The following is a 22764-nucleotide window of genomic DNA, read 5'->3' on the forward strand; positions in this document are numbered from 1 at the left end:
TTTTCAGACTAATCAATATGTTTTAATTTTTAAATTTCATCTTCCTTAATAATATGTTCGAACGAAAGTCTATCCCCAACACCAAGATCTTTGTTCACCCGTTTTCCCAAGACATCGTAATAGTATTTAGGTTCTAATCCAAAACTTGGTCTAACACTTTTTATGTTATCCTTGGTAATAAAATCTCCGTTATTAATATTTGATGAAACGTATAGCGACCTTCCGAACCTCCTACCGGAAATTTGTTTTTGGGTAAGCTCATAGGTTTCCTCTCCAAGAGCAGATTCTGCACTTCTAACATCCATAACCATTTGGGTAAATTCCTTTTCATCCATAGAAAAGGATGCATCTGGCCCACCTATACTATGATCTAATATAAAGTGCTTTTCAATGACCTTTGCTCCCATTGCTATGGATAGAATAGGAACAATACTTCCAATCGTATGATCTGACAGACCTACTTTTGTATGAAAATCTTGTGCGAATTTTTTAATCATTTTTAGGTTTGCCTCCTCGATTGGTGCTGGATAAGATGACGTGCACTTTAATAAGGTTATATCGTTATTCCCTTCATTTCTACAGGTCCGAATGGCTAATTCAATTTCATCATACGTTGCTATACCAGTTGAGATAATCATTGGTTTTTTTTTGGATGCCACGTATTGAATTAAAGGAATATCATTTATTTCAAAAGATGCTATCTTATAAATGGGGCAGTTCAATTCTTCCAAAAAATCAACTGCGGTAAAATCAAACGGAGTGGAAAAACATACTAACCCTTCTTTTTTACTTATTTCAAAAAGTTCTTTGTGCCATTCCCAGGGCAAAGATGCCTCCTCGTATAACTCATAAAGTCCCTTTCCGTCCCATATTGTTCCGCCTTGAACTATAAAATCTTCTTTTTCCGATTTTAAGGTCATGGTAGATGGTTTATAAGTCTGCATTTTTATGGCATCCGCCCCAGCTCTTTTAGCAGCTCTAATGGTCTCCGCAGCAATCTCGATATCACCTCCGTGATTGGCAGATAGTTCAGCTATTATAAAACATTTATCACTCATACTGCTTCTATATTTCTAACAATGTTAAATGCCTCAGCATATTTTATACCGTTTGCTATCCCCCATCTTTGAGCTTGAATTTTAAGTGCTTCCGGAGATCTTGGGTGTGGGTAGGGTCTTTTCTCAAATTCGTATGACTCCATTCCTTTTATCTTTGCCAATATTTGTTCTTCTGAAACCTCAATAAATAAATTTGGAATAAAATGTTTTGGGTCACTACTCGCCCTCCATTCTGTTCCAGATGGTGTTTCAAATGTAATTATGGTCTTGACTTTTTCACTTGTCATGGGACGGCAAGCTGTTATTACAGCTTCAAATGTTCTTTGGTGATCAATATTTACATCTCCACCGTGGTGAGTAAAAATCACCTCGGGTACAAATTCTTGCTTTTCTTTTTCAATTACCTTGATTATATCAAGTAAAGGTATACTATCAAAACGATTATCTGGAAAATCATAAACCCCCACCGAGTTATAGCCTATGGCTTCTTGTGCTTGGATTATATTTTTCTTATGTATTTCCAATTCACTTTTCCACTCTCCGATCTTTCTTTGATTGCTTCTTGAGGTAATTCCTTCTCCAAGTATTACCACCCTACATTCAATACCATATTCACTAATTAAGCGTTTCATACTTGCTCCAAGGCCCAATAATTCATCATCTGGGTGAGCTACCACAACGAGAACTTTCTTATTTCTTAACGATTCTAACATTTGCTTTCAGTTCATTTAAAGTTACTCTTTCTACTTCATAGAATTCAAGTTTCAATGCTTCAGTTTCAATATAAGCAGGAGGATACCCTTCACAATCCAACATTCTTATGTAGTCATAAACTTTATTGAGACATGATAGTTTTGATATATCACTTTGATGAGGTTTTCTTCTTTTAAATTCAAGTATTTCTCCTTCTTGATTATTAGGTTTTATATTATTTTCTATAATTTGAGAAATCATATGTCCTATCACTTTACTGGCTCTTAAAAAGATGTCTTTTGCTGTTCCTTCCAAACTCAAATTTTTCTTTAAGTAAATAGGACCACTATCTATTCCTTTCTGTACTTTTAAAGCAGATATTTTTGTGCTAAGATAGCCTCTTACTATAAGGTTTTGTAAAGGACTTCCACCTCTTCCAAATGGCAAATCAGTCATGTGGAATACTATACATTCGTAATTATCAAAGATATAATCAGGAATCATGTATGACCAGTGCGGAATAAATATTTTGTCCGGGTTAATCTCCTTCAAAGTATCAACCAGTAGTTTTTCTTTTTTATTTATTAAGTGCCATCTGTGAGTTGGAAACTTTGACGCCAGTGAATAAAAAAGCCCAGCATGCCAGTCCTTTTCACTTAAAAATAAAAAACTACTCATTACTTTAATAATATAAATTTTGTTTCAAAATTGCTTGCCTTCTCACTATCAAAACCAATTTTTTCAAATGTTTTAAAAGATGCTAAATTGGTGTTTTTAACCAAACCAACGAAATTTCCATTTTTAAACTTTTTTAGCCCCATATTTATTATTTTTCTTCCAAATCCTTTACCTCTGAATTTAATGCCTATAGAATAATCTATCACCCATTGCTCTATCTGATTTCTGTCAAATCTTATCTGGCCTATTGGTGTCTTTTTATAATAAAGAATATACATCCTTGTATTTTCTGAGCTCAATTTGCCATTGAGCCAAACCAAATGATCTTTCCATAAGATTGGCTGTGAATTAAAAGAGTTATTTCTAACATCCTCATCATTAGCCCAATAAAAAAGTAGCTCAGCATCATGCTTTTCAGCAACTTTAAGCACGTAGTCGTTTATTTTAGAGTGTATTACCACATCCGTATATTTTTTTTCAAAGAAGCAATGTTCTTTTAATGTAGCCTCTCTTTTGAAACCAGCGTTCTCAATAGCTTCATATAACTGTGGTCTCAAGTCAAAAGCATACGTGTAAATTTTATGAAAATTTAACTCTTCAAAAGCTACCTGTTCAATTAAATATAAATAAGTGCTCCAATGAAAATAGAAGTAGTCTTTTTCAAAATCTGTATTTATTACAAAGGACAACTCAGCATTCTTATCACTCCAATTTATATGAACTAGACCGCCATAACCTATGCATTTTTCCCCTTCTAAATATGAAAACAATATTTGATTCGGTTGCTCTTGTACAAACAAATCAGCAATTATATCCCTAAAATAAGCTTCCTGTTTATCTTTGGTTAGTGGTTCTTTTTGTCTTAAATGGTAAATTTGTTCATTTCGCCATTTCATGATTTCTAATCTATCTTCATACCGAATAGGAACAATTTTATTGTTTCCTTGTTGAAACTGGTTACATTCTAAAAAAGGGTATGTCTCTGGAAATCTCATTTTTTAGCTATCCTGTATTTTAACTCTGCCATTTTCCAATCCGATTCATTATCTATGTCTTGAACCTCGAGTTCAGATAATTCTACATAAGAAGTTTCTTTGGTAACTAAAGACTTTAGTTTCAAAATTCTATTTGATTTAAACCAATAAAACTGTCCTGCATCATGATAGGCTTTTTCCATACTCTGGCTCCTCGTTCTTTCGTGTTCTGGATGAAAATAATTCAACTTTCCTTGAGAAATTTTAAATGCCCTTTGAATTGGAAATGAAAAACTAACAATTGGAATTACTGAATCCGCTCCAGTTTCTTCTAATTTTAAAAAAGCACCTTTAAGCTTTTCTTCATTCGTTAAAGGAGCGCAAGGATAAATACAGCAAACGTTTTCAAAACTTTTTCGTTGTTCTAAGTACTTTAACAATACTTCTTCTAATACATCAAAGGTGGTTGAAAAATCATTTGAGTTTTTTGAACTTCTAATAAAAGGGACCTTAGCTCCATACTTTTCAGCTATTTTTGCAATTTCCATGTCGTCAGTGGAAACCATAATTTCGTCAAATAATTTGCTATTTATAGCAGCTTCAATTGAATAGGCTATAATTGGTTTTCCTAAAAATTCCCTGATGTTTTTTCTAGGAATCCTTTTGCTTCCTCCCCTTGCGGGTATAATCGCGAGATTAGCCATCGATAAATGTTAAAACTTTTTCTATGACGAAACCTTGCTCGTCATTAGTTAAACTTGGATACATTGGTAAACTTATGCACTTAGAATAATAGTCTTCCGCATTACCTAAATCTGCATTGGCATAACCTATCCTACTATAATAAGGTAATTTATGAACGGGGATATAATGTATTTGAGTAAAAACATTCTGCTTTCTTAGATAGTCATACAGACCTTTTCTGTTCGAAACTTCAATTACGAATAAATGATATGCATTGCAGGTTCCCTTAGGCAAACTTTGGTATTTTATTTTACCATTAAAAGCATTTTTATACTTTTCGGCAATTTGATTTCTCCTGATAACGCCTTCATTGTTTTTAGCAAGTTGCGTTATTCCTAAAGCAGATTGAAAATCAGTTAATCTGTAATTGTAACCTAGTTCTTGCATTTCATAATACCACCCGCCATGATTTTCCGACATGTCTTCTTTGGTAATTCCGTGTGTCCTTAAGGACAATAATTTTTTATGTAATGTGTCGGAATTGGTGGTTACCATACCTCCTTCCCCGCAGGCAATATGCTTTACTGGATGAAAGGAAAATATTGCTAAATCAGCGTAATTTCCATTACCGCATCTTTGTAATGTACCCTCTGAATCCGTAAAACAACCTCCTGGAGCATGGGCGGCATCTTCAATGAGCCATAAGTTATGCGCTTTGGCCAAATGTCTAAATTCTTCTAAATTTACCGGTAAGCCAGCAAAATCCACTGGAATAATACCTTTAAAAAACCCATGAGGTTTACTTTCTATCAGTTTTTTTACACTTTCCAAAGATAGCAGGTACGTATCCGGATCAATATCAGCAAACCAAACCTCTCCTTGAGCGTATCTAACACAATTTGCGGATGCTGCAAAAGTGATAGGGGTAGTAATAACACGCTCGCCCTTCTTGAGACCTAACGCTAGAACTGCAAGGTGCAAACCAGCGGTTGCATTGCTAACTGCAACAGCATGCTTGGCTCCAACGTATGAAGCAAATTTTTCCTCGAACTCGTTTATTTTTGGTCCCTGGGTTAAAAAATCACCTGATAACGTTGAAATGACGGCGTCAATGTCATCCTGCCCAATACTTTGCCTACCGTAAGGTATGATTGCCCTATCCATCACTAAACTTTAAAAGTTGGGTCAACATGTTCCTTTATAAGGTCCCTTAAACTTTCTACGCTTTCCCATTCCTGATTATCCCCGGAATTATAACTGAAGTTGGGGCTTACTTTTTTCGCATTGAATGTTGAGGTAAAATCTTCTATAACCCAATTATGCGTTGCGGGGAGTATTGCGTAATATTTTCCCAAATCATAAGTATAAAATGAATCCGAGGGGGTAATCATTTCCTCGTGGACCTTTTCACCCGGCCGAATACCTACTACAGGTTTTTGACATTCTGGCCCAATTGCTTCAGCAACGTCCATGATACGATAAGACGGAATTTTAGGCACATATATTTCACCTCCCCAAGCATTTTTTAAAGCATGCATAACCATATCTACACCGCCTTGTAGAGAAATGTTAAAACGTGTCATTTCAGGGTCTGTTATAGGCAGTGACCCTTCCTTTTTCTTGTTAATAAAGAAGGGAATTACAGAACCATTTGACCCCATAACATTACCATATCTTACTACCGAAAACCTAATAGGACTATCCCCTTTAATATTATTAGCTGCGACAAATAATTTATCGGATGTTAATTTAGTAGCACCATACAAATTAATGGGTGCACAAGCTTTATCCGTAGATAATGCAACAACTCCTTCCACATTCGTGTCAAAACACGCGTCTACTACATTTTGTGCCCCTCCTATATTTGTTTTTATACACTCTTCCGGATTATATTCTGCTAAATGTACATGTTTCATAGCTGCGGCATGAATCACATAATCTACACCTTTAAAGGCCCTAATTAATCTGTCCTTGTCTCTTACGTCGCCAATAAAAAAGCGAATTTGGGGGAATTTCTCAATCGGGAATTCTTGAGCCATAACAAATTGCTTTTGCTCATCTCTTGAAAAGATAATTAATCTTCTGATTTCCGAATGATTATCAAGTATATGTTTCGTCAACGCCTTTCCAAGGGAACCTGTTCCTCCTGTAATTAAAAGTGATTTTCCTGTAAAATTCATTATTTTAAAATAGAACTTTTATATAAACTGCTGCTTTTAGGTCTCTTTACAAAGGTAGAATAATTATTCGCGAATTAAATTTCCTACTCTCTTAAATTTATATGGTTATTACGTAGAAGTCCGCTCGAAATTACTCATAAAATTATTATGCTATCTTTTTTAGAAAAGTTGATTAAATCTTTATTAAGTGCCTTTTCATTAATCAATATTAGTCGCAATGATTTGTAAATATGGGATTCTAATTCAATGTGCTCTCCTTAAGCTTAGAATGGCGCCAACACATCTTCGAAACAGAGTAAAATGAAGATAAAATATTTAAACATTAGCTATGCTTATTATAATATGAAATCGTTCAGTTTTCATAAGAAGGTAACACTATGGCTATTCAGATATTTCATTTGACTTCCTATTCAAATAAGTTAAAAAAGATATTAAAAAGAATAAGGACACAAGCACTAAAGGAATCAAAATGATTTTCTTCGCGAAAAATGCCTTTTGTACAACCTGTGATTTGCCAAAATTAATGATACTAACTGGCTCGTCGCTTTCTTCTAGTTCCAGTTTCTTAGTTTCAATGTCTTTTATAAGTAGATTCTTATACTCAAAAAGGTCTGCAATATTCATTTGCTCTTGATTATCCAAAACTATACGCTCACTCAACGAATTATTTCTTTCAACGGCTAGACCATTAGTATAATTAGTAATAATTTCATCAACTTGTTGTAGTAATTTTTGATTGGCTTCAATTCTACTGGAGGCGTTTTCACGATAAACCATGATGAGTTTATCGAAATATTCGTTGGTATTAATGTAATCCATCAACCTTTTAGCGAATTCATTACCTATTTCCGGATTATTATAAAAAAATGTAATTCGATGATTAAATGAGCTTTTATTTTGTAATTCTGCTCGCAAAATATCAGCAATAGCATCCGTATTTTCAAAACTTTGGAGTAACTCTAAATACTGTAAATCGTTTTCGGTGTTATCCTCCTCGACAACCCTGCTAATCTCGACTTTTAACCCGGAAAATTCTATGTTTTCAACACCAATAGATTCGAAAAACAAAGTATCTTTTGCGATTATTTTAGATTGGATTTCGTCAATGACATCGTAAAGATAATTTTTACTCTCCATGTTAGGCTTTACAATAACCTCTATCTTTAACTTTTTAGAAATAATCTGGGTTAAACCGTAGCCTATAGCCAATCCAAGGATTACTAGACCAATTAGTATATAAACATTTCTTTTTAGGTATAGAAATACTCTTAGGATAAACCTGAAGATTGAATTAAAACCTCTTCCAATTAATTGAAATAATTGCCCCAAATCAATTTCATCGGAACTATTCTGATTATTTGCTAATTGATTCTCTGCCATTGCTATGAATTAAAAATTTGTTTTAGTATTCTATCCGTAATTAAATAGGTTGGCTTTACACCCGTCGTTCCCAACCCGCCAGAGGCTAAAGTGCTACCCGTTTCCAAAGGGTTATCCGAAGCATAATATGCATATCTCACTTTTACGTCCTCCCTTATGCTCTTCCTAATTTTGGAAGCGGATTGTATTGCTTTTTGATAATGTACTCCTTCCATTTCCAAACCTATAACATTCCATGTAGACTTATGAAAAAACTTCAGTATATCCCTATTTTGCAGGGAAGTTCCCAAAACTGTAACCATTGTCCCTTCAAATACTTTTAGATTATGTCCGTCAAAGTCAGCTGCACATAATTCATTTTTAAAAGGATAATTGTCTGCCGTTCCCTCAAAAATATGCGCGGAAGGAATCATTAAATCTCCTTTGCCCCCTTCCAAAATACCTGCCTTACCCATAATGGAAAGCGATACTATATTGAGAAACTCGTCCTTTTTTTCTTTTTCAAAAGGTTTAAGTAGTTCATCAATGGTCTCATAGGCCTGTTCCCCAAAGGCATAATCCATAACAAATATAACAGGTTTTTTTGCTTCTTTAGTTCCTGAAAAGTTATAGGAACAAGCTTTGTCTTTGAACTTGGCTGTATCGAATATTTGTACATCGATATTTGTTCCCGAGGTATCATCAATTGATATCATACCGTTTGCCGTTGCCACTTCCTTTACCTTATTTCGAAGAACTTCGTTACCTGTAGCGCTTAGAGCTTCAAAAACCTCCAATCGATTTGAATCAGGGAACTCATTTTTTAGGGCTTCCAGGGCAAAAAAAGAATTCATAACACTGTGCATGTTGGCAGAGATGATATGAATAGGCCTTTGCAATAAATTGTTTTTGTCCAACACCTTCTTAATACGATTAGCCCATCGCTCACCATGAATATGGTGTCCTAAGCGTTCCCTAAGCAATGTGCTGAACGTAATAGCCCGTTTTTCTCCCGTCAGTTCTTCCTCAAGTGCCAATTTTCCTAACCAATAAATTATTCTTAAAAAACGCTCGGGATTAGTTTCAGTACTCAACTTATTATAGACCCCCAAAACCTCCTCAAAAGACCTACCTAGAATATTTGCAGTATGGATTAAAGCAATTTCTCTTTCAGATTGCTCCAACTCATCCTTTTCCAATGCCTTTTCTAACTTGGTCCAGTCTCGTATAGTTTTTTCCGTTTCAGGAATGAGTACCCTTTCACATATCTTTTCGGATTCTATGAACAGGAAAGTTAAATGGGTAAGTATGTCATAAATGTCAGAGCGACCTCTAGTAATCTCTATGTTCATCTGCTCGTCGTCTATCCTGTAGCAGTTTCGCCTTCTTTTTGGCGGAATAATGGGATCTATATGGGAAATTCCATAACCTTCGTCGGAAGTTAAGTTTATAAACCTACATTGCTCTATCCCTTCCGGTAGTCGTTCAAGTACATATAGGAGTCCGTTTAATTCCGCTTTTTCCTCACCTAAGGAACCGTAAATTTCCGGTCTAATGAGCAGGAGGGCATTCTTTAGAGCTTCACCGGATACTCCTGTAGGTTTATAGAAACCTCTATTGAACAGGTGACGCATAGTAATATACATGCGTTCAATTGCATTGGTCGACTCTTGCGCCCTGGTTGTTGTGACTGCTTTGCCCATAAGAGATTTCCCGCAAAACTACGATTAATATTTGTTTTTGTCTTGTAGTTTCTTGCTAACTAAATGCTGTCAATTTATCAGCTACGCTTCTATCATTGGCCAAACGTTGAACCTTATTCTGACCCCCCAGTTTACCTATAGAGTTCATATAAGCTTTGAATCCTCCTATTTGGATTGGGGTAACCTTTAAACATTGCAAGACCTTACCTTCAATTAAATCAAAATAATAACTATTTTGTTGCTGCAAAGCTTCATCCAAGATTGTTATAAATTGATTCATGTTCGAAGGTTCGTTTTCGAATTCAATGAACCACTCGTGATAAGGAAGCTCATCGTTTTTAGGCGTAATCTGAGGCGCCACGGTAAACTCATTGATTTTGGCATCGGTTTCTTTAGTAGCTACCAACATGGCCTCTTCAACTTCCTTAGCGATGACATGCTCCCCAAAGGCAGATATAAAATGCTTCACCCTTCCAGAAACAACCACTTTATATGGTTTTAAGGAAACAAACCGAACGGTATCTCCTAAATTATACCCCCAAAGACCTACATCCGTAGAGATAACCATAACATAGTCCATACCTATTTGCACTTGTTCGATGGTTAGCCTCTTCCTATTTTCGTCATAAAATTCATCAACACGAACAAATTCATAAAAAATACCGGCGTCCAATAACAATAGCATGCCTTTTTCGGTCTGTGAGTTTTGGTAAGCGAAGAAGCCTTCACTTGCTGGAAAAAGCTCAATACTCGCAACCTTTCGCCCAATAAGCTCCTCAAACTTCTTTCTATAAGGTTCATAATTAACACCCCCATAAATAAACAGTTCAAAATTCGGGAACAAATCACCAATATTTTGATTGGTTTTTTCTTTTAATCTTTCGAAATACATTTGAACCCAAGAAGGAATACCGGCAATAACGGTCATGTTCTCCGCTTTGGTTTCATCGACTATGGCATTTACTTTCGTTTCCCAGTCCTCAATGCAGTTGGTCTCCCAACTTGGTAATCGATTCTTTTGCAAATAATTGGGCACGTAATGTGCTGAAATACCAGAAAGCCGCCCTAGCTTTACCCCATTTTTTTCCGTTAATTCTGGACTTCCCTGTAAAAAAATCATCTTTCCATCCACAAATTTGGAATTACCCGTTTCATGTATATAGTTGAGTATGGCATTCCTAGAAGCCTCTACCTGATTTTTAATGGATGATTCCGTAATCGGTATGTATTTCGCTCCCGAAGTAGTCCCGGAAGTCTTCGCAAAATAAAGCGGTTTTCCAGGCCATAAAATATTTTCCTGACCAGCAACTACAAGATTTACATACTCCTTTAACTCCTCATAGTCTCTTATGGGGACTTTATTGATAAAATCTTCGTGAGAATTTATGGTATCAAAATCGTGATCTTTTCCAAACCTCGTGGTTCTCCCTTTTTCTATTAAATCCTTAAAGACCTTTTGTTGGGTATCATGAGGGTTATTGACCCATTTTAAGGTCTTGGACGCAATTCTTTTGGCGAAAATTTTTGCTGCGAACGACTTTAGGGACATACGTGTTTAATTAAAATCTATAAAGTTTTGGGGGTCTACTGGATTTCCTTCGTCCCATAACTCAAAATGCAAATGGGGCCCTGTGGTAAATTCACCTGTATTACCCACGGAAGCAATTACCTCTCCTCCGCGAACCACGGTTCCCTGAAATTTAGCCAAAGAACCATTATGCTTGTAAACACTTAACAAACCGTCTGGGTGTTCTATGATAATTACATAACCGGTATCAGCCGTCCATTCCGAAAAAATAACGGTTCCGTTGGCAACCGCCTTTACCGGTGTATCCCTGGGAGCTACAATATCTACTGCATAGTGTTTACGCTCCAAATCATAATTCATGGAGACCGTTCCGGAAACAGGTGGAAAAAGAACTAAATTTTTTCTGTTTGGATCTCTTTCGAACAAATTGTACTTATCCTCTAAAGCCACTTCAGCCCTTAACATAGAATCCTCTCGAATGGGCGTTAAATCCACAGATGCAGGGTCTATCTTAAATTGCTCAAACAAGGAGTCCCTGTTTATCTCATTATTTTCAATGTCCCCCTTAAGAACCATTCTAATGTTATCTAAATACCTATTGGTATAATTTAAGGTTCTAACTAAGGAATCCGTTTTATAGGTAAGTTCCGTTGCTTGCCTTTTTAATTTTGTCGAGGAATATCCAGGGATATATTCCCGTAGTGGGGTAAAGGCAATCAGAAGTATGGTAAGGCCTATTAAAGCAATCATAAAAAGAGAACCTGTAACAAAAACGTTTAGTCGGCTCAATTTAAACGAGATTTTCTCTTCAAAAGTGCTTTCGTTCAGGATTACCAAGCGATACTTATGAAGCAACTTTCGTTTAATCTCTTTTCTTCTCTTTACTTTTTTGGCCATTGTAACAAAGATATACTTAGAAATGAAAAAAGCCGTTATAACAAATAAAAATAAGCAAAACTAGAAATTGAATTATATACTTTTAATCTGTATCGATAACAACAATTTTAATATAATCAGACAAGCGTTAATATTCTAGTTAGGTAAACTAGTTTTTAGTACATTTGTTATTCGATAAAAGACTTATATTATGACATTAGCAAATATATTTTTGGCAATAGGCCCTTGGCAAATAGCGATAGTGGTACTAGTGGTTCTTTTACTTTTCGGAGGCAAAAAGATACCGGAATTAATGCGTGGATTGGGAAGCGGGATTAAAGAGTTCAAGGATGCCTCTAAGGAGGATGAGACCGTCGATGACACCAAAAAGGAATAATAGTATCTTTCTTTATAATATTTATTTAGCGCTAACCTCATGAGGTTAGCGTTTTTTCATTGTGAAAATTCTTGTGTTAATTTTTTTGAATCCCCACTATATCAAACTCTACACGACAAAAAAACTACCTTTCACAACAAAAAATAAAACATATTCTTCTTTACATCTATTTTCGAAAATAAATCTTCCTTTAATCTGTTATTCAACAAGATAGTGGACGATTGTCGACAATACGATTTTTATAAACATGAAAAATATATTATCCATTGGGATTTTTCTTTTATCCATTGCAGTAGTTTCCCAGGACTTTCAAGGTGATTTAACTTCTGATAATGATAAATCGCCCATTGACGCACAGAACAGTATATCGTATAACCAAAGCGGAAATACTGATAGGGGGTTCCAAGAAGCTTCAAAGTCCAATAATATTCCTCAAAGAACACTAACCAATATCGAAGGGGCAATGGAAGGCTATTACGTTGTTTCCGGTGTTTTTAGCAAATCCAACAAATTAAATAGGCAAGTTAGACAGTTAAACCGTAAAGGGTTTGATTCCGGATACATTCAAAACCCCGAGAACAAGTTATACTACTTATATCTAAATCGCTACGACAATTGGCAAAAAGCCATCGCCGACTATAATACAGGTTTTAATGGTAAATATGACAAAGAAACCTGGATTCTGAATGTTGAGAATAATAGTTCACCTATAAAAGAAATAGCATTAGAAGAGGTGACCTATGATATGCTTCAAGAAAGTAAAAGCGTAAATGAAGATTCGAATTTGCAAATGACTTCCCTAGACAAGAAACAAATAAACACAAAACCCAATAAAACCCAGTTAATAAAGCGTGCTGACGAATATTTCGATAAGATGTGGTATGCTGAGGCAGCCAAGCTTTACGAAATGGCCCTTAACAAGAATAAGGACAACTATTCCTATGAAGTATTGCAAAAAATTGGAGATGCCTATTATTTCAATACCAATATGGAGCAGGCATACAAGTGGTATAACATTATGTATGAAAACTATAGTGCCGAAATGTCCTCAGATAATATATTTAAGTATGCGCACTCCTTAAAAGGAACCGGTAAATATGGTCGATCCAAACGTCTTATGCGCCTTTATACTAAAAAGAACTCAGCACAACTTGGGAACGCCGACCTGAGTCCGGAGCAAAGAGAGATAATGTTGGATCGCTTACTAAGCATGACCGACAAATTTGACGTAAAAAATATAAGTATAAATACCAAATATTCTGAATTTTCTCCTGCTTTCTACAATGAGGGTGAAGTCGTATTTGCTTCTTCCATGGATTCTTCCGTATTTAATACCAGACGGTACAAATGGAACAACCAACCTTACTTAGATTTGTACACCGCCAAGTTAAACGAGGAGTCACAAGAACTTAAGGACGCGGTAAAGTTTTCAAAAAAAATAAATACAAAGTACCACGAGGCTTCAGTCGCCTTTACTCCCGACAACAAAACCATGTTCTTTACCCGAAATAATTATGGAAAAAAGCTGAAAAGGGACAAAAATGGCATAAACAACTTAAAAATATACAGGTCCGAAAAAATAGATGGTGAATGGACGGAGGCAAAAGAAGTTTCCTTCAATAGCGACTCCTACTCCACGGGTCACCCCGCAATAAGTCCGGATGGCAAAAAATTGTACTTCGTGTCGGATATGCCGGGCAGCATTGGTGAAACGGATATTTTTGTGGTAGATAGAATGGAAGATGGGTCATTCTCCGAACCTCGAAACTTAGGCCCCGGAATAAATACCGAGAAAAAAGAAATGTTCCCTTTTGTTAATAATGAAAAACTATATTTCTCCTCCAATGGTTATGTTGGAATGGGTGGGTTAGATGTCTATGAAGCACCCTTTGACAAAGAGGGTGGATTTTTAAAGGTTAAGAACCTTGGTAAACCTATTAACAGCAACAAGGATGATTTCTCCTTTATTATTAAGGAAGAAAGTAAAATGGGCTTTTTTGCTTCAAATAGAGGGGGTGGAAAAGGGTTTGATGACATCTATTCTTTCAAGACCTTAAAAATAGAAGAGGTTCCGGCCATTAATAATGTGATAGCCGGCGTGGTAACAGAATTGATTACCGGGGATATCATGCCGAAAGCGCTCGTTACCTTGTTGGATGAAAATAACATAAAGCTTAAAGAAATCGAGACAGAAGAAGATGGAAGTTTCATCTTTGAAGATTTGGATGCCAATACTAAATATACCCTTAAATCTACCAAAGGATCATATTTTGATGATGAAAAGGAAATTACTACAGTGGATAATGACACTATAAATGTTGACATACAAATGAGGAAACTTAAGGAGATGATTGCTGTAGAAAATGGTATTCGAAAGCTTAAGACGGAAATGATTCATTTTAACTTCGACAAATACGACATACGACAGGATGCCTCGAAGGAACTGGACAAGTTGGTCAATGTAATGAAAGAATATCCCAACATGGTTATTAAGATTGAATCCCATACGGATTCCAGGGGTAGCAAGGTCTATAACAAGTACCTCTCCGATAAAAGGGCAAAATCAACACGTGAATATATCATTTCCCAAGGTGTAGCTGCGGAAAGAATTCAAAGTGCCATTGGATATGGTGAAGAAAAGTTATTGAATAATTGTAATGGCAGCGTTCGTTGTACGGAACAAAAGCACTATTTAAACCGTAGGTCAGAGTTTATCATAGTGGACATGTAAAAATATGGCTCAGTAAATTTAATCAACCAAAAGGGGAAGCTTATTAATGAGCTTCCCCTTTTTTATTCCCTTTTCTTAGTTTACTATTTAGGTTTTAAGGACAATACTAAGCAAGACTTCCGTTCGTCGACGATAATTACTTTATATGGATATTGTAAAATATACCTCCTTTTTAAAAGAATATTTCTTCCGTTGGTCTAATCTTTTTAGTGTTTTGCAAATAGTTTTAGAAGTTTGTTCCACTAACAATAAAAATATAATTATGGGGAAATTTTTACTTCTTAAGGAAATTTATCTTGAAGCATTTAGAAATTGGAAAATCCTAATTCTAGAAAATTATTTCAAGATTTTTTCCTGGTTGTGTTTTGCCTTGCTGTTGATAGCGGCTTACGCACTTATTTTCAGAATTTCTACCGGGTTCGCATTTAGTAATATATAAAATATATCCCCCGGATTGATAAACTACTTATGTTTTCAATGAATTTATAAAATGTAAAAGGCCTAAGAAGTATTCTTAGGCCTTTTTTGTTTCTTGAGTTGATTGTCTGTCTAATTAATTCTCCTTATCATTAAATCTAACCGTTTTTAATATCGCTTCCAGCTCAAACATAAAGTCTCTCTTTTGGGTAGCTGGGGCAAAAGTAAATCCTTCCAAAACCAACTTTCTATTATTGGGTTCATCATTAATGATATACGTCAAAAATGGTCCCGCCATTGGATATTCGGACATTTCCCATCTTCCTCTTACTTCTGCAGCCTTTCTTCCGGCTATTTCTGCCGGGAACACGTATGGTGAAAATGCCTTTTCCGTAATCATATGATTGTCTTTACCAGGAATATCCTCACCGGGTATATACAACTGACCAATAGAGTCCCTCATATTGACAATATCCTGAACAAAAGTAGAATCGTTCTTAAAGGTATTCCAAGGAACACTATACGCAATAATGTTCATATTACCCTTCTGGATTTGTCTGTCAATCCATACAAAGTTGTCTTCCTCCCTTCCCACTTTATATATTGAAGGTACATTTAACGTTATTCCAAGTCTTTCCTGTAATGCCTTTTCCTTACTTAAGGATTTAACAAATCTCCTTTGTGCCTCTTGTAACTCCAATGCTTTGAATTCTTCCTTGAATTCAGGGGCCTTTTCATCCAGGTTTTCTATTATTTCTTCTTTGCTCCTGCCCTTAATCACCCCGATGAGCTGAGGTTTGGCATACATGTCACTTTTCATATGTGCAATGTCCAAGGTATCTTCCATTACATATAGAACAGCCCTTGTATTTCTCACTGAACCCGAAAAGACCTGATGGGGTATTTGGGTAATGCTAAATTGTGCTTCATCCCATGATAGTCCAAGGGCGGGAGCAGCAAAATGTCTCCTTATGTTATCCCCAACTTCACCTTTCCATAATTCATTGTCAACGACTACGGTTAGTGTATTATAGGCGCCGATAGATTCCGGTAAATAATCCTTTTTTTTCCCTTCCTTACAGGAAACAATAAAAACTAAAGTTAATAGGAGAAGTGTGCTTAATTTTTTCATTTTCTATTTATAATTTACGAAGAACAATCACACAATTTCAATTTTGTGCCCGGTTTTAGATTGTTACCACTAATACCGTTCCATTCTCGTAAATTTTCAATACTAACTCCCGGATATTTTTTGGAAATGGTCCAAAGGGAGTCTCCGCTGCGGACTTCATGGACTTTAGTATTACTGGAAATAGTCGATTTGGATGGGGTGCCTTTTGGTTTAACCGAAGCTACTGAATTTCTTCTTGGAAAAATGGTCAATCGCTGTCCTATTCTTAAATCATTGCTCCTTAAGCCATTCCATCGTTTTATCTGACTTACCCCAACACCATAGCGTTCCGCAATTTTACCTAGGTAATCTCCGCTACGAACCCTATAGCGTATACGTTCCTCTTGTGCTTGTTTTACTAACTGTGGCAAAGGACTTTCTTTGCTTTTAAGTTCTTTCTCCACATGCGCATAAATAGCCGTTTCGTTTGCTACAAATTTGCCCATGTGACTAACCGGAAGCCTTAAGGTGTAGTTTTTACCTTCTACAAAAGGTATGGCGTTTAACTTATAAGATGGGTTTAAAATTTTCAGTTCTTCCTTACCAATCCCCACCAATTCAGAAATCTGGTCAAAAGTTATCAGATTCTTAACATGTACGGTGTCGGTTTCAAAATAAGGTCTATCCACCTTTTTTCCTTTTAACCCGTGTTCTTCCGCATATTCAAAAATGTACATCGTTGCCAAAAAGGCAGGTACGTAGCCTGCGGTTTCTCTTGGGAGGTTTCTCCTTATATTCCAGTAATTCTTATATCCTCCGGATCGCCTTATTGCCTTATTTACATTTCCAGGACCGGAATTGTAGGCCGCAAGGGCCAAATCCCAATCCCCAAAAATATTATAGAGCCTGGCTAGATATTTACAAGCTGCCTCGGTAGATTTTATGGGGTCACTTCGTTCATCCACATAGCTGGTAACATCCAATTTGTACATCTTACCTGTGCCGTACATGAATTGCCAAAGACCTGTTGCTCCTACCCTCGATCTCGCTTTAGGATTTAAGGCAGATTCTACGATGGACAAATACTTCATTTCTAAAGGTATACCATGGTTGTCCATTTGTTGTTCAAAGAGCGGGAAATAAAACTGACTGGCCGTAAGCATACGCTGCATTAGACCTCTTCTTCTGGTAAGAAATGACTTTATTACATTTTCCAATGACGGATTATACGCCACATTGAAAGGTGTTTTCTGGTTGAGCTTTTCCAACCTTAACTTTAGGGTGTCCGTATTTAAACCCAGAACATAGGTTGAATCTGGTTCTAACGTGGTCACATCCTCATAAATAGCATCGAAAAGAGGTGCGTTGGCTATAAGTTCTTTCATCCAAAGACTATCGTATCTTGCCGCTAGCGGATTATCCTTTAGGTCGTACTTTTTTTGCTCATCAGATTTTATAAGGATAAAATCATTATCTGGAATAGAGTCTACGGCCGATAAGTCGATAACCTGTTCTGCCTGCAATGTGGTAGAATCGTTCTCTACCCCCTTTATGGGTGTTTTTTGATTATTGGTGACTATCGTTGTATCCTTTTGTTGTGCCATAAATAGCGATGGCAGCAAAAAAAATACAACAAAGACAATTCTATGGATGTTCAAGTTGTTCATAGGGCGTAAAATTTCGTAGCGGGACCAACGAAAATCGTACATTTTTCCTTTAGAATAAAATTTAATTTCTTAAAATGTCGATTATATCGATGAACCCCGTTTATCGATAACGCCTTGGCTATTCGTTTATTGCGGCAATTCCAGGAAGTGTTTTACCTTCTAGGCTCTCGAGCATAGCTCCACCACCGGTAGATACATAACTTACCTTATGCTCAAAGCCGAATTGTTTTACAGCGGCCACCGAATCTCCCCCTCCTACGAGTGAAAAGGCCCCGTTTTGGGTTGCTTCATCTATGTAATTACCAACGGCTATTGTTCCCTTGGCAAACTTTTCCATTTCAAAAACCCCGACCGGGCCATTCCAAAGTATGGTTTTAGCTCCAAGAATGACTTTTTTAAAATTTTCAAGTGTTTCTGGTCCCGCATCCAATCCTTGCCATCCGTTTGGTATTTTATCCACCTCAACAACTTTAGTATTGGCATCTGCAGAAAAATCGTCGGCAGCCAATACATCTCCGGGAATATGAACGTTTACTCCCTTTTCCTTTGCCTGTTTTAGAATATCCATGGCCAAGTCCATTTTGTCGTCCTCACAGATAGAATCTCCTACATTTCCTCCTTGTGCCTTTATAAAGGTATAGGTCATACCACCACCTATAATCAAGTCGTCTACCTTATCCAAGATGTTTTCAATTATGGTAATTTTAGACGAAACTTTTGCCCCTCCAAGGATTGCCAATACTGGCTTTTCCCCAGTTTGCATTACTTTTTCAATAGCGTCTATCTCCTTTGCCAATAAATACCCAAAACATTTAGCATTAGGAAAAAACTTTGCCACAACCGTTGTGGAAGCATGTGCTCTGTGAGCGGTTCCAAAAGCATCATTGATATAAAAGTCTCCTAGCTTTGATAATTTTTCGGCAAATGCCTCATCCCCTTTTTCCTCTTCCGCATAATATCTCAGGTTCTCCAAGAGAAGGACCTCTCCGTTCTTTAAATCGGCTACAGCCTTTTCTGCGGATTCGCCTATGCAATCATCCACAAATTTTACGGTCACTCCAATAATATCCGAAACTTTTGAACATATGTGTTTTAAGGACATATCAGGGTTTCTTTCTCCTTTTGGTCTTCCCAAGTGACTCATAAGTATTGCTGACCCTCCGTCTTCTAAGACTTTTATTATGGTAGGCTTGGCCGCCTCTATCCTATTGGTGTCGGTGACTTCAAAATCATTATTTAAGGGAACATTAAAATCTACCCTTATTAGCGCCTTTTTATTTTCAAAATTATAATTGTCTATTACTTTCATGAACTATTGCTTTAAAATAAGAAGCAAATGTAAAGATTAAAAGGTGGAGTTAAAACACTACCGTTCAATTTATGACTATTCTATAATGACCTAAAAACAACTATATTTGAAACCATGCTTTTTATGGACGTTTTAGGGCTTGCTCACATAAAAAAACATCTCACTTCAAGTGCCGATGCTGGACGAATTCCGCATGCCCAATTATTTGTAGGGCCTGAAGGTTGCGGTACTTTGTCGATGTCCCTAGCTTATGCCCAATATCTCATTTGCGGTAATGCCAATGGAGAAAATGAAGGAGGCAATACTACTTGCAATTTAAAGTTCAATTCCTTTACGCACCCAGATGTTCATTTTGCATTTCCTGTTGCCAATACGGCGCAGGCCAAAAGTCATGCAGTCAGCGACCACTTTATTAAGGAGTGGCGAGATTTTATGAAGGATCAGCCTTATGGGAATCTTTTTGATTGGTACAGGTTGATTGACATTGAAAAGAAACAGGGGCAAATAGGGGTCGATGAAGCCAAGGAAATCGTGAAAAAACTATCCCTAAAATCTTATGAAGGGGGGTATAAGGTAATGATTGTATGGATGGCCGAGAAAATGAACACAGCAGCATCCAATAAGCTGCTAAAGTTGATTGAGGAGCCTCCAGAAAAAACTGTTTTTTTGCTATTGTGCCAAGATGAGGAGCAGATTTTACAAACCATACGCTCACGGTGTCAAATTTTACATTTTCCACCTTTGGCGGAGGACAATATAGCGACTGCGTTATTAAACAAGGGAGCCTCCAAACAAGAAGCGATACAAATTGCGCATGAGGCCAACGGGAATTTTAACAAAGCCCTAGATTTGCTTAACAAGGATTCCGAAGATTTGGTGTTCGAAAAATGGTTCGTTCAATGGGTTCGAAGTGCCTTTAAAGCAAAAGGGAACAAGGGCGCAATTCACGAATTGATACTTTGGAGTGAGGAATTGGCAAAAACAGGGAGGGAGACCCAAAAAAAATTTCTTCATTATTGTATCATGGTGATGCGGCAAGCTATGTTGATCAATTATGGTGTTCATGAGCTTTCCTACATGAAAATACATGCCGATGGATTTCAACTGGAAAAATTTGCGCCTTTCGTTCACGAAAATAATATCCTTACAATAACCGAAGAACTGGAAAATGCTATTTACCACATAGAAAGAAATGGAAATGCGAAAATTATTTTTACCGACCTTTCCATTAGGCTTACACGACTCTTGCATAAAAAACCAACTAAAATAAGTTGAACCATGAACCTATTTGAACAAAATGCCACTGAAATATTATTGTTGATTTTCTTGACAATTACCTTTTTACAAAGTGGATTGGATAAGGTTTTGGATTGGAAAGGGAATATAGAATGGTTAATAGGGCACTTTTCGAAAACAATCTTCAAGAATATTGTTCCTTTTTTATTGAGTATTGTACTCTTCATGGAGGTTTTGGTCGGTATACTGAGTATTTTCGGAGTTTACAGTATACTTGCCAATCAAGACTCTACTCTTGCGTTTTACGGAGCTATTTTGGGGTGTATTACTTTGTTGACGCTTTTATTGGGGCAACGTATAGCAAAGGATTACGAAGGAGCCAGGACCATTGTGGTTTATCTTATTCCTACCGTTTTTTTAATCTTCTTGCTGCAAAACTAAAAAACCTTCCAAAGAAGGAAGGTTTTTAGAGGCATCGAGCGGATTCGAACCGCTGTACAAGCTTTTGCAGAGCTCTGCCTAGCCACTCGGCCACGATGCCCTTTGGAAATCGATTGCAAATTTAATAAAAATTAATCCTTTCCTTTTAAAGAAACGAAGTTTGTTTAAAATAAAATCCATGACAAAATTGTCATGGATTTTATTTAGCTCTGTTTTCGAAAAATTAGAGGCATCGAGTGGATTCGAACCACTATAAAAACCCTTGCGAGGTTTTGCCTAACCATTCGGCCACAATGCCATAATATTCAAATGCAAAGCTAAAGGAAAAATTTAATTTCAAAAAACTAGAGCGTATCCTTTTGTCGTTTAAATGAAAGGTTCACCGAAACTTTTTCCACATCGCCATTGATGGGTGGATTTACTTTAGCTACATTTATTTTTGATTTTTTTACCATAGGTAGTTCTTTAAAAATCCTATCTCCTATTCTTTTGGCTACATGCTCCAAAAGTTTTGAAGGAACTCGCATTTCTTCCTCTACAATTCGGTTGATGTAAACATAATCCACAGTATCCTTTAACTGATCGGATTTTGATGCTTGTAAAATATCGGCCTTGACCTCAACGTTTACCAGGTAATCACTGCCAATCTTTGTTTCTTCAGAGAGACATCCGTGATACGAGTATACCCGAATATTGTCCACGCGTATTGTTCCCATTATTCAAATTATAAGTTGAGGTAACAAAACTACAAGAAAGATAAGGATTATTAATAGGTACACCTACAATTACTAATTCCCTGGAATAAATCAACTCCTAATGTGACTACATGGGTACCTGAACTATATCCTAAAATCTCATTAAGAATAATTTGATAGGAATAGCCAAAATAGAAATTACTCTTTTTTAGTCCGGCAATTGGGGCAATATAAAGTGGGTTTCCAATTTGATCGTTTAGAAATCTATAGGTCACTCCAGCATAGTAGTAATCTTCAAAATCGTACCATCTAAATTTTACGTTTAAGTCGGTTACTGAACGGCCATCACTTTCAAAAAGCTGAAAGAAGACGGAAGGCTCAATCTCCAAATTACTGGTTCTATTCTTGGTGTACCTATAACCTGTATATAGGTAATAGTTTCTTAACCTGTTCGGCTCAAAAATAGGGTTGAAACTGCTCAAATCCTTGTCCAATAAGTTTGACGCATTGGCACTTATGTAAAATTTATCGTATCGATACAATACACCCACGTCGAAATTGTGGTTTGTTGTTGCTCTATCGTCCGTGACGGTGGGGTCAAAAGAATCGAAATTCTCAATATCAATCCTAAATTGATTAAAGTTATAGGATAACCCGAAGGATAAAAACTCATCTTCATACCGGTCTAACGTTAAGTGGTGAGCAAAAGAAACACGGGCTCCCCTTTGTTTGGTTTCCCCGTTACTATCGTTATAGAGCATAGCTCCAATACCTGATTTCTCTCCAATGCGCATATCCGCTGCCAAAGATTGTGTGTCCGGGGCATCCTTTATTCCAACCCATTGTGTAAGTCCATTTATCCGAATCTTAACATGGTCCCCTATGCCAGCATAAGTAGGAGACATAACAAATGGGTTGTCTGCCAAGTATTGTGACAATTGCGGTATGGTTAGCTCCTGACCCTTTACTGCAAAGGCACCTATTAAAAAGGCTAAGGTCAATAGTCTGTTACGCATAATAATTCTTA

Annotated in this window: 21 protein-coding genes and 2 tRNA genes; 5 read left to right on the forward strand and 18 right to left on the reverse strand. The window is 36.6% G+C overall.

From position 1 onward, the window contains the following. Positions 1–29 precede the first annotated feature (29 nt). The 11 genes from pseI to PP182_RS03905 all read right to left on the reverse strand — a co-directional run bounded on the left by pseI (position 30) and on the right by PP182_RS03905 (position 11754). Positions 30–1058, reverse strand: coding sequence for a pseudaminic acid synthase (gene pseI, locus PP182_RS03855; RefSeq protein WP_272650017.1), 1029 nt, complete (start codon positions 1056–1058; stop codon positions 30–32). Continuing rightward, complete coding sequence (locus tag PP182_RS03860) at positions 1055–1771, reverse strand: PIG-L deacetylase family protein (protein WP_272650018.1); 717 nt, start codon at positions 1769–1771, stop codon at positions 1055–1057. The genes pseI and PP182_RS03860 overlap by 4 nt, the downstream gene beginning before the upstream one ends. Further along, positions 1749–2429, reverse strand: a complete 681-nt coding sequence (locus tag PP182_RS03865) for a methionyl-tRNA formyltransferase (RefSeq protein ID WP_272650019.1) — start codon at positions 2427–2429, stop codon at positions 1749–1751. The genes PP182_RS03860 and PP182_RS03865 overlap by 23 nt, the downstream gene beginning before the upstream one ends. Then, complete coding sequence (locus PP182_RS03870) at positions 2429–3424, reverse strand: GNAT family N-acetyltransferase (protein WP_272650020.1); 996 nt, start codon at positions 3422–3424, stop codon at positions 2429–2431. The genes PP182_RS03865 and PP182_RS03870 overlap by 1 nt, the downstream gene beginning before the upstream one ends. Next, complete coding sequence (gene pseF / locus PP182_RS03875; protein ID WP_272650021.1) at positions 3421–4107, reverse strand: pseudaminic acid cytidylyltransferase; 687 nt, start codon at positions 4105–4107, stop codon at positions 3421–3423. The genes PP182_RS03870 and pseF overlap by 4 nt, the downstream gene beginning before the upstream one ends. Further along, the gene (pseC, locus tag PP182_RS03880; RefSeq protein ID WP_272650022.1) at positions 4100–5251 is read right to left on the reverse strand and encodes a UDP-4-amino-4,6-dideoxy-N-acetyl-beta-L-altrosamine transaminase; all 1152 of its coding nucleotides are present in this window, start codon (positions 5249–5251) and stop codon (positions 4100–4102) included. Before pseC ends, pseF begins: the two co-directional genes overlap by 8 nt. A 2-nt stretch (positions 5252–5253) precedes the next feature. After that, positions 5254–6267 carry a UDP-N-acetylglucosamine 4,6-dehydratase (inverting) gene (pseB, locus tag PP182_RS03885; RefSeq protein ID WP_272650023.1) on the reverse strand — a complete coding sequence of 338 codons (1014 nt, stop codon included), beginning with the start codon at positions 6265–6267 and terminating at the stop codon, positions 5254–5256. A gap of 381 nt (positions 6268–6648) precedes the next feature. Beyond that, positions 6649–7647, reverse strand: a complete 999-nt coding sequence (locus PP182_RS03890) for a hypothetical protein (protein ID WP_272650024.1) — start codon at positions 7645–7647, stop codon at positions 6649–6651. Between the two features lie 2 nt (positions 7648–7649). Continuing rightward, the gene (locus PP182_RS03895; RefSeq protein WP_272650025.1) at positions 7650–9329 is read right to left on the reverse strand and encodes a DUF6909 family protein; all 1680 of its coding nucleotides are present in this window, start codon (positions 9327–9329) and stop codon (positions 7650–7652) included. Positions 9330–9384: 55 nt separating this feature from the next. Beyond that, positions 9385–10878 carry a GH3 auxin-responsive promoter family protein gene (locus tag PP182_RS03900; RefSeq protein WP_272650026.1) on the reverse strand — a complete coding sequence of 498 codons (1494 nt, stop codon included), beginning with the start codon at positions 10876–10878 and terminating at the stop codon, positions 9385–9387. Between the two features lie 6 nt (positions 10879–10884). Beyond that, positions 10885–11754, reverse strand: coding sequence for a M23 family metallopeptidase (locus tag PP182_RS03905; protein WP_272650027.1), 870 nt, complete (start codon positions 11752–11754; stop codon positions 10885–10887). Positions 11755–11944: 190 nt separating this feature from the next. Between PP182_RS03905 and tatA the strand changes: the two genes are divergently transcribed. The 3 genes from tatA to PP182_RS21020 all read left to right on the forward strand — a co-directional run bounded on the left by tatA (position 11945) and on the right by PP182_RS21020 (position 15300). Beyond that, entirely contained in the window at positions 11945–12130 is a 186-nt protein-coding gene (gene tatA / locus PP182_RS03910; RefSeq protein ID WP_272650028.1) for a twin-arginine translocase TatA/TatE family subunit, read from the forward strand. Positions 12131–12377: 247 nt separating this feature from the next. Next, complete coding sequence (locus PP182_RS03915; protein ID WP_272650029.1) at positions 12378–14861, forward strand: OmpA family protein; 2484 nt, start codon at positions 12378–12380, stop codon at positions 14859–14861. Positions 14862–15123: 262 nt separating this feature from the next. Beyond that, on the forward strand, positions 15124–15300 hold the full coding sequence (locus PP182_RS21020; RefSeq protein WP_330097974.1) for a DUF6747 family protein: 177 nt from the start codon (positions 15124–15126) through the stop codon (positions 15298–15300). Positions 15301–15414: 114 nt separating this feature from the next. Here PP182_RS21020 and PP182_RS03920 read toward each other — a convergent pair whose 3' ends face one another. From PP182_RS03920 to PP182_RS03930, 3 genes are all read right to left on the reverse strand, one after another. Continuing rightward, entirely contained in the window at positions 15415–16410 is a 996-nt protein-coding gene (locus tag PP182_RS03920) for a DUF4837 family protein (protein WP_272650030.1), read from the reverse strand. Positions 16411–16424: 14 nt separating this feature from the next. Continuing rightward, the gene (locus tag PP182_RS03925) at positions 16425–18056 is read right to left on the reverse strand and encodes a LysM peptidoglycan-binding domain-containing protein (protein ID WP_272650031.1); all 1632 of its coding nucleotides are present in this window, start codon (positions 18054–18056) and stop codon (positions 16425–16427) included. Positions 18057–18174: 118 nt separating this feature from the next. Then, the gene (locus PP182_RS03930; protein WP_272650032.1) at positions 18175–19365 is read right to left on the reverse strand and encodes a phosphoglycerate kinase; all 1191 of its coding nucleotides are present in this window, start codon (positions 19363–19365) and stop codon (positions 18175–18177) included. A 114-nt stretch (positions 19366–19479) separates the two neighbouring features. Between PP182_RS03930 and PP182_RS03935 the strand changes: the two genes are divergently transcribed. After that, complete coding sequence (locus tag PP182_RS03935) at positions 19480–20640, forward strand: DNA polymerase III subunit (RefSeq protein ID WP_272650033.1); 1161 nt, start codon at positions 19480–19482, stop codon at positions 20638–20640. Between the two features lie 3 nt (positions 20641–20643). Next, positions 20644–21042, forward strand: a complete 399-nt coding sequence (locus PP182_RS03940; RefSeq protein ID WP_272650034.1) for a DoxX family protein — start codon at positions 20644–20646, stop codon at positions 21040–21042. Between the two features lie 29 nt (positions 21043–21071). Here PP182_RS03940 and PP182_RS03945 read toward each other — a convergent pair. The 4 genes from PP182_RS03945 to PP182_RS03960 form a co-directional block, all read right to left on the reverse strand. Beyond that, positions 21072–21142: transfer RNA gene (locus PP182_RS03945), tRNA-Cys, on the reverse strand. A gap of 127 nt (positions 21143–21269) precedes the next feature. Further along, positions 21270–21340: transfer RNA gene (locus PP182_RS03950), tRNA-Cys, on the reverse strand. Between the two features lie 46 nt (positions 21341–21386). Next, complete coding sequence (gene folB / locus PP182_RS03955) at positions 21387–21758, reverse strand: dihydroneopterin aldolase (protein ID WP_272650035.1); 372 nt, start codon at positions 21756–21758, stop codon at positions 21387–21389. A gap of 50 nt (positions 21759–21808) precedes the next feature. Beyond that, positions 21809–22753: a PorP/SprF family type IX secretion system membrane protein gene (locus PP182_RS03960; protein WP_272650036.1), complete on the reverse strand. Its 945-nt coding sequence runs from the start codon at positions 22751–22753 to the stop codon at positions 21809–21811. Positions 22754–22764: the final 11 nt, after the last annotated feature.

Source organism: Maribacter sp. PR1 (assembly GCF_028464145.1).
GTDB lineage: Bacteria > Bacteroidota > Bacteroidia > Flavobacteriales > Flavobacteriaceae > Maribacter.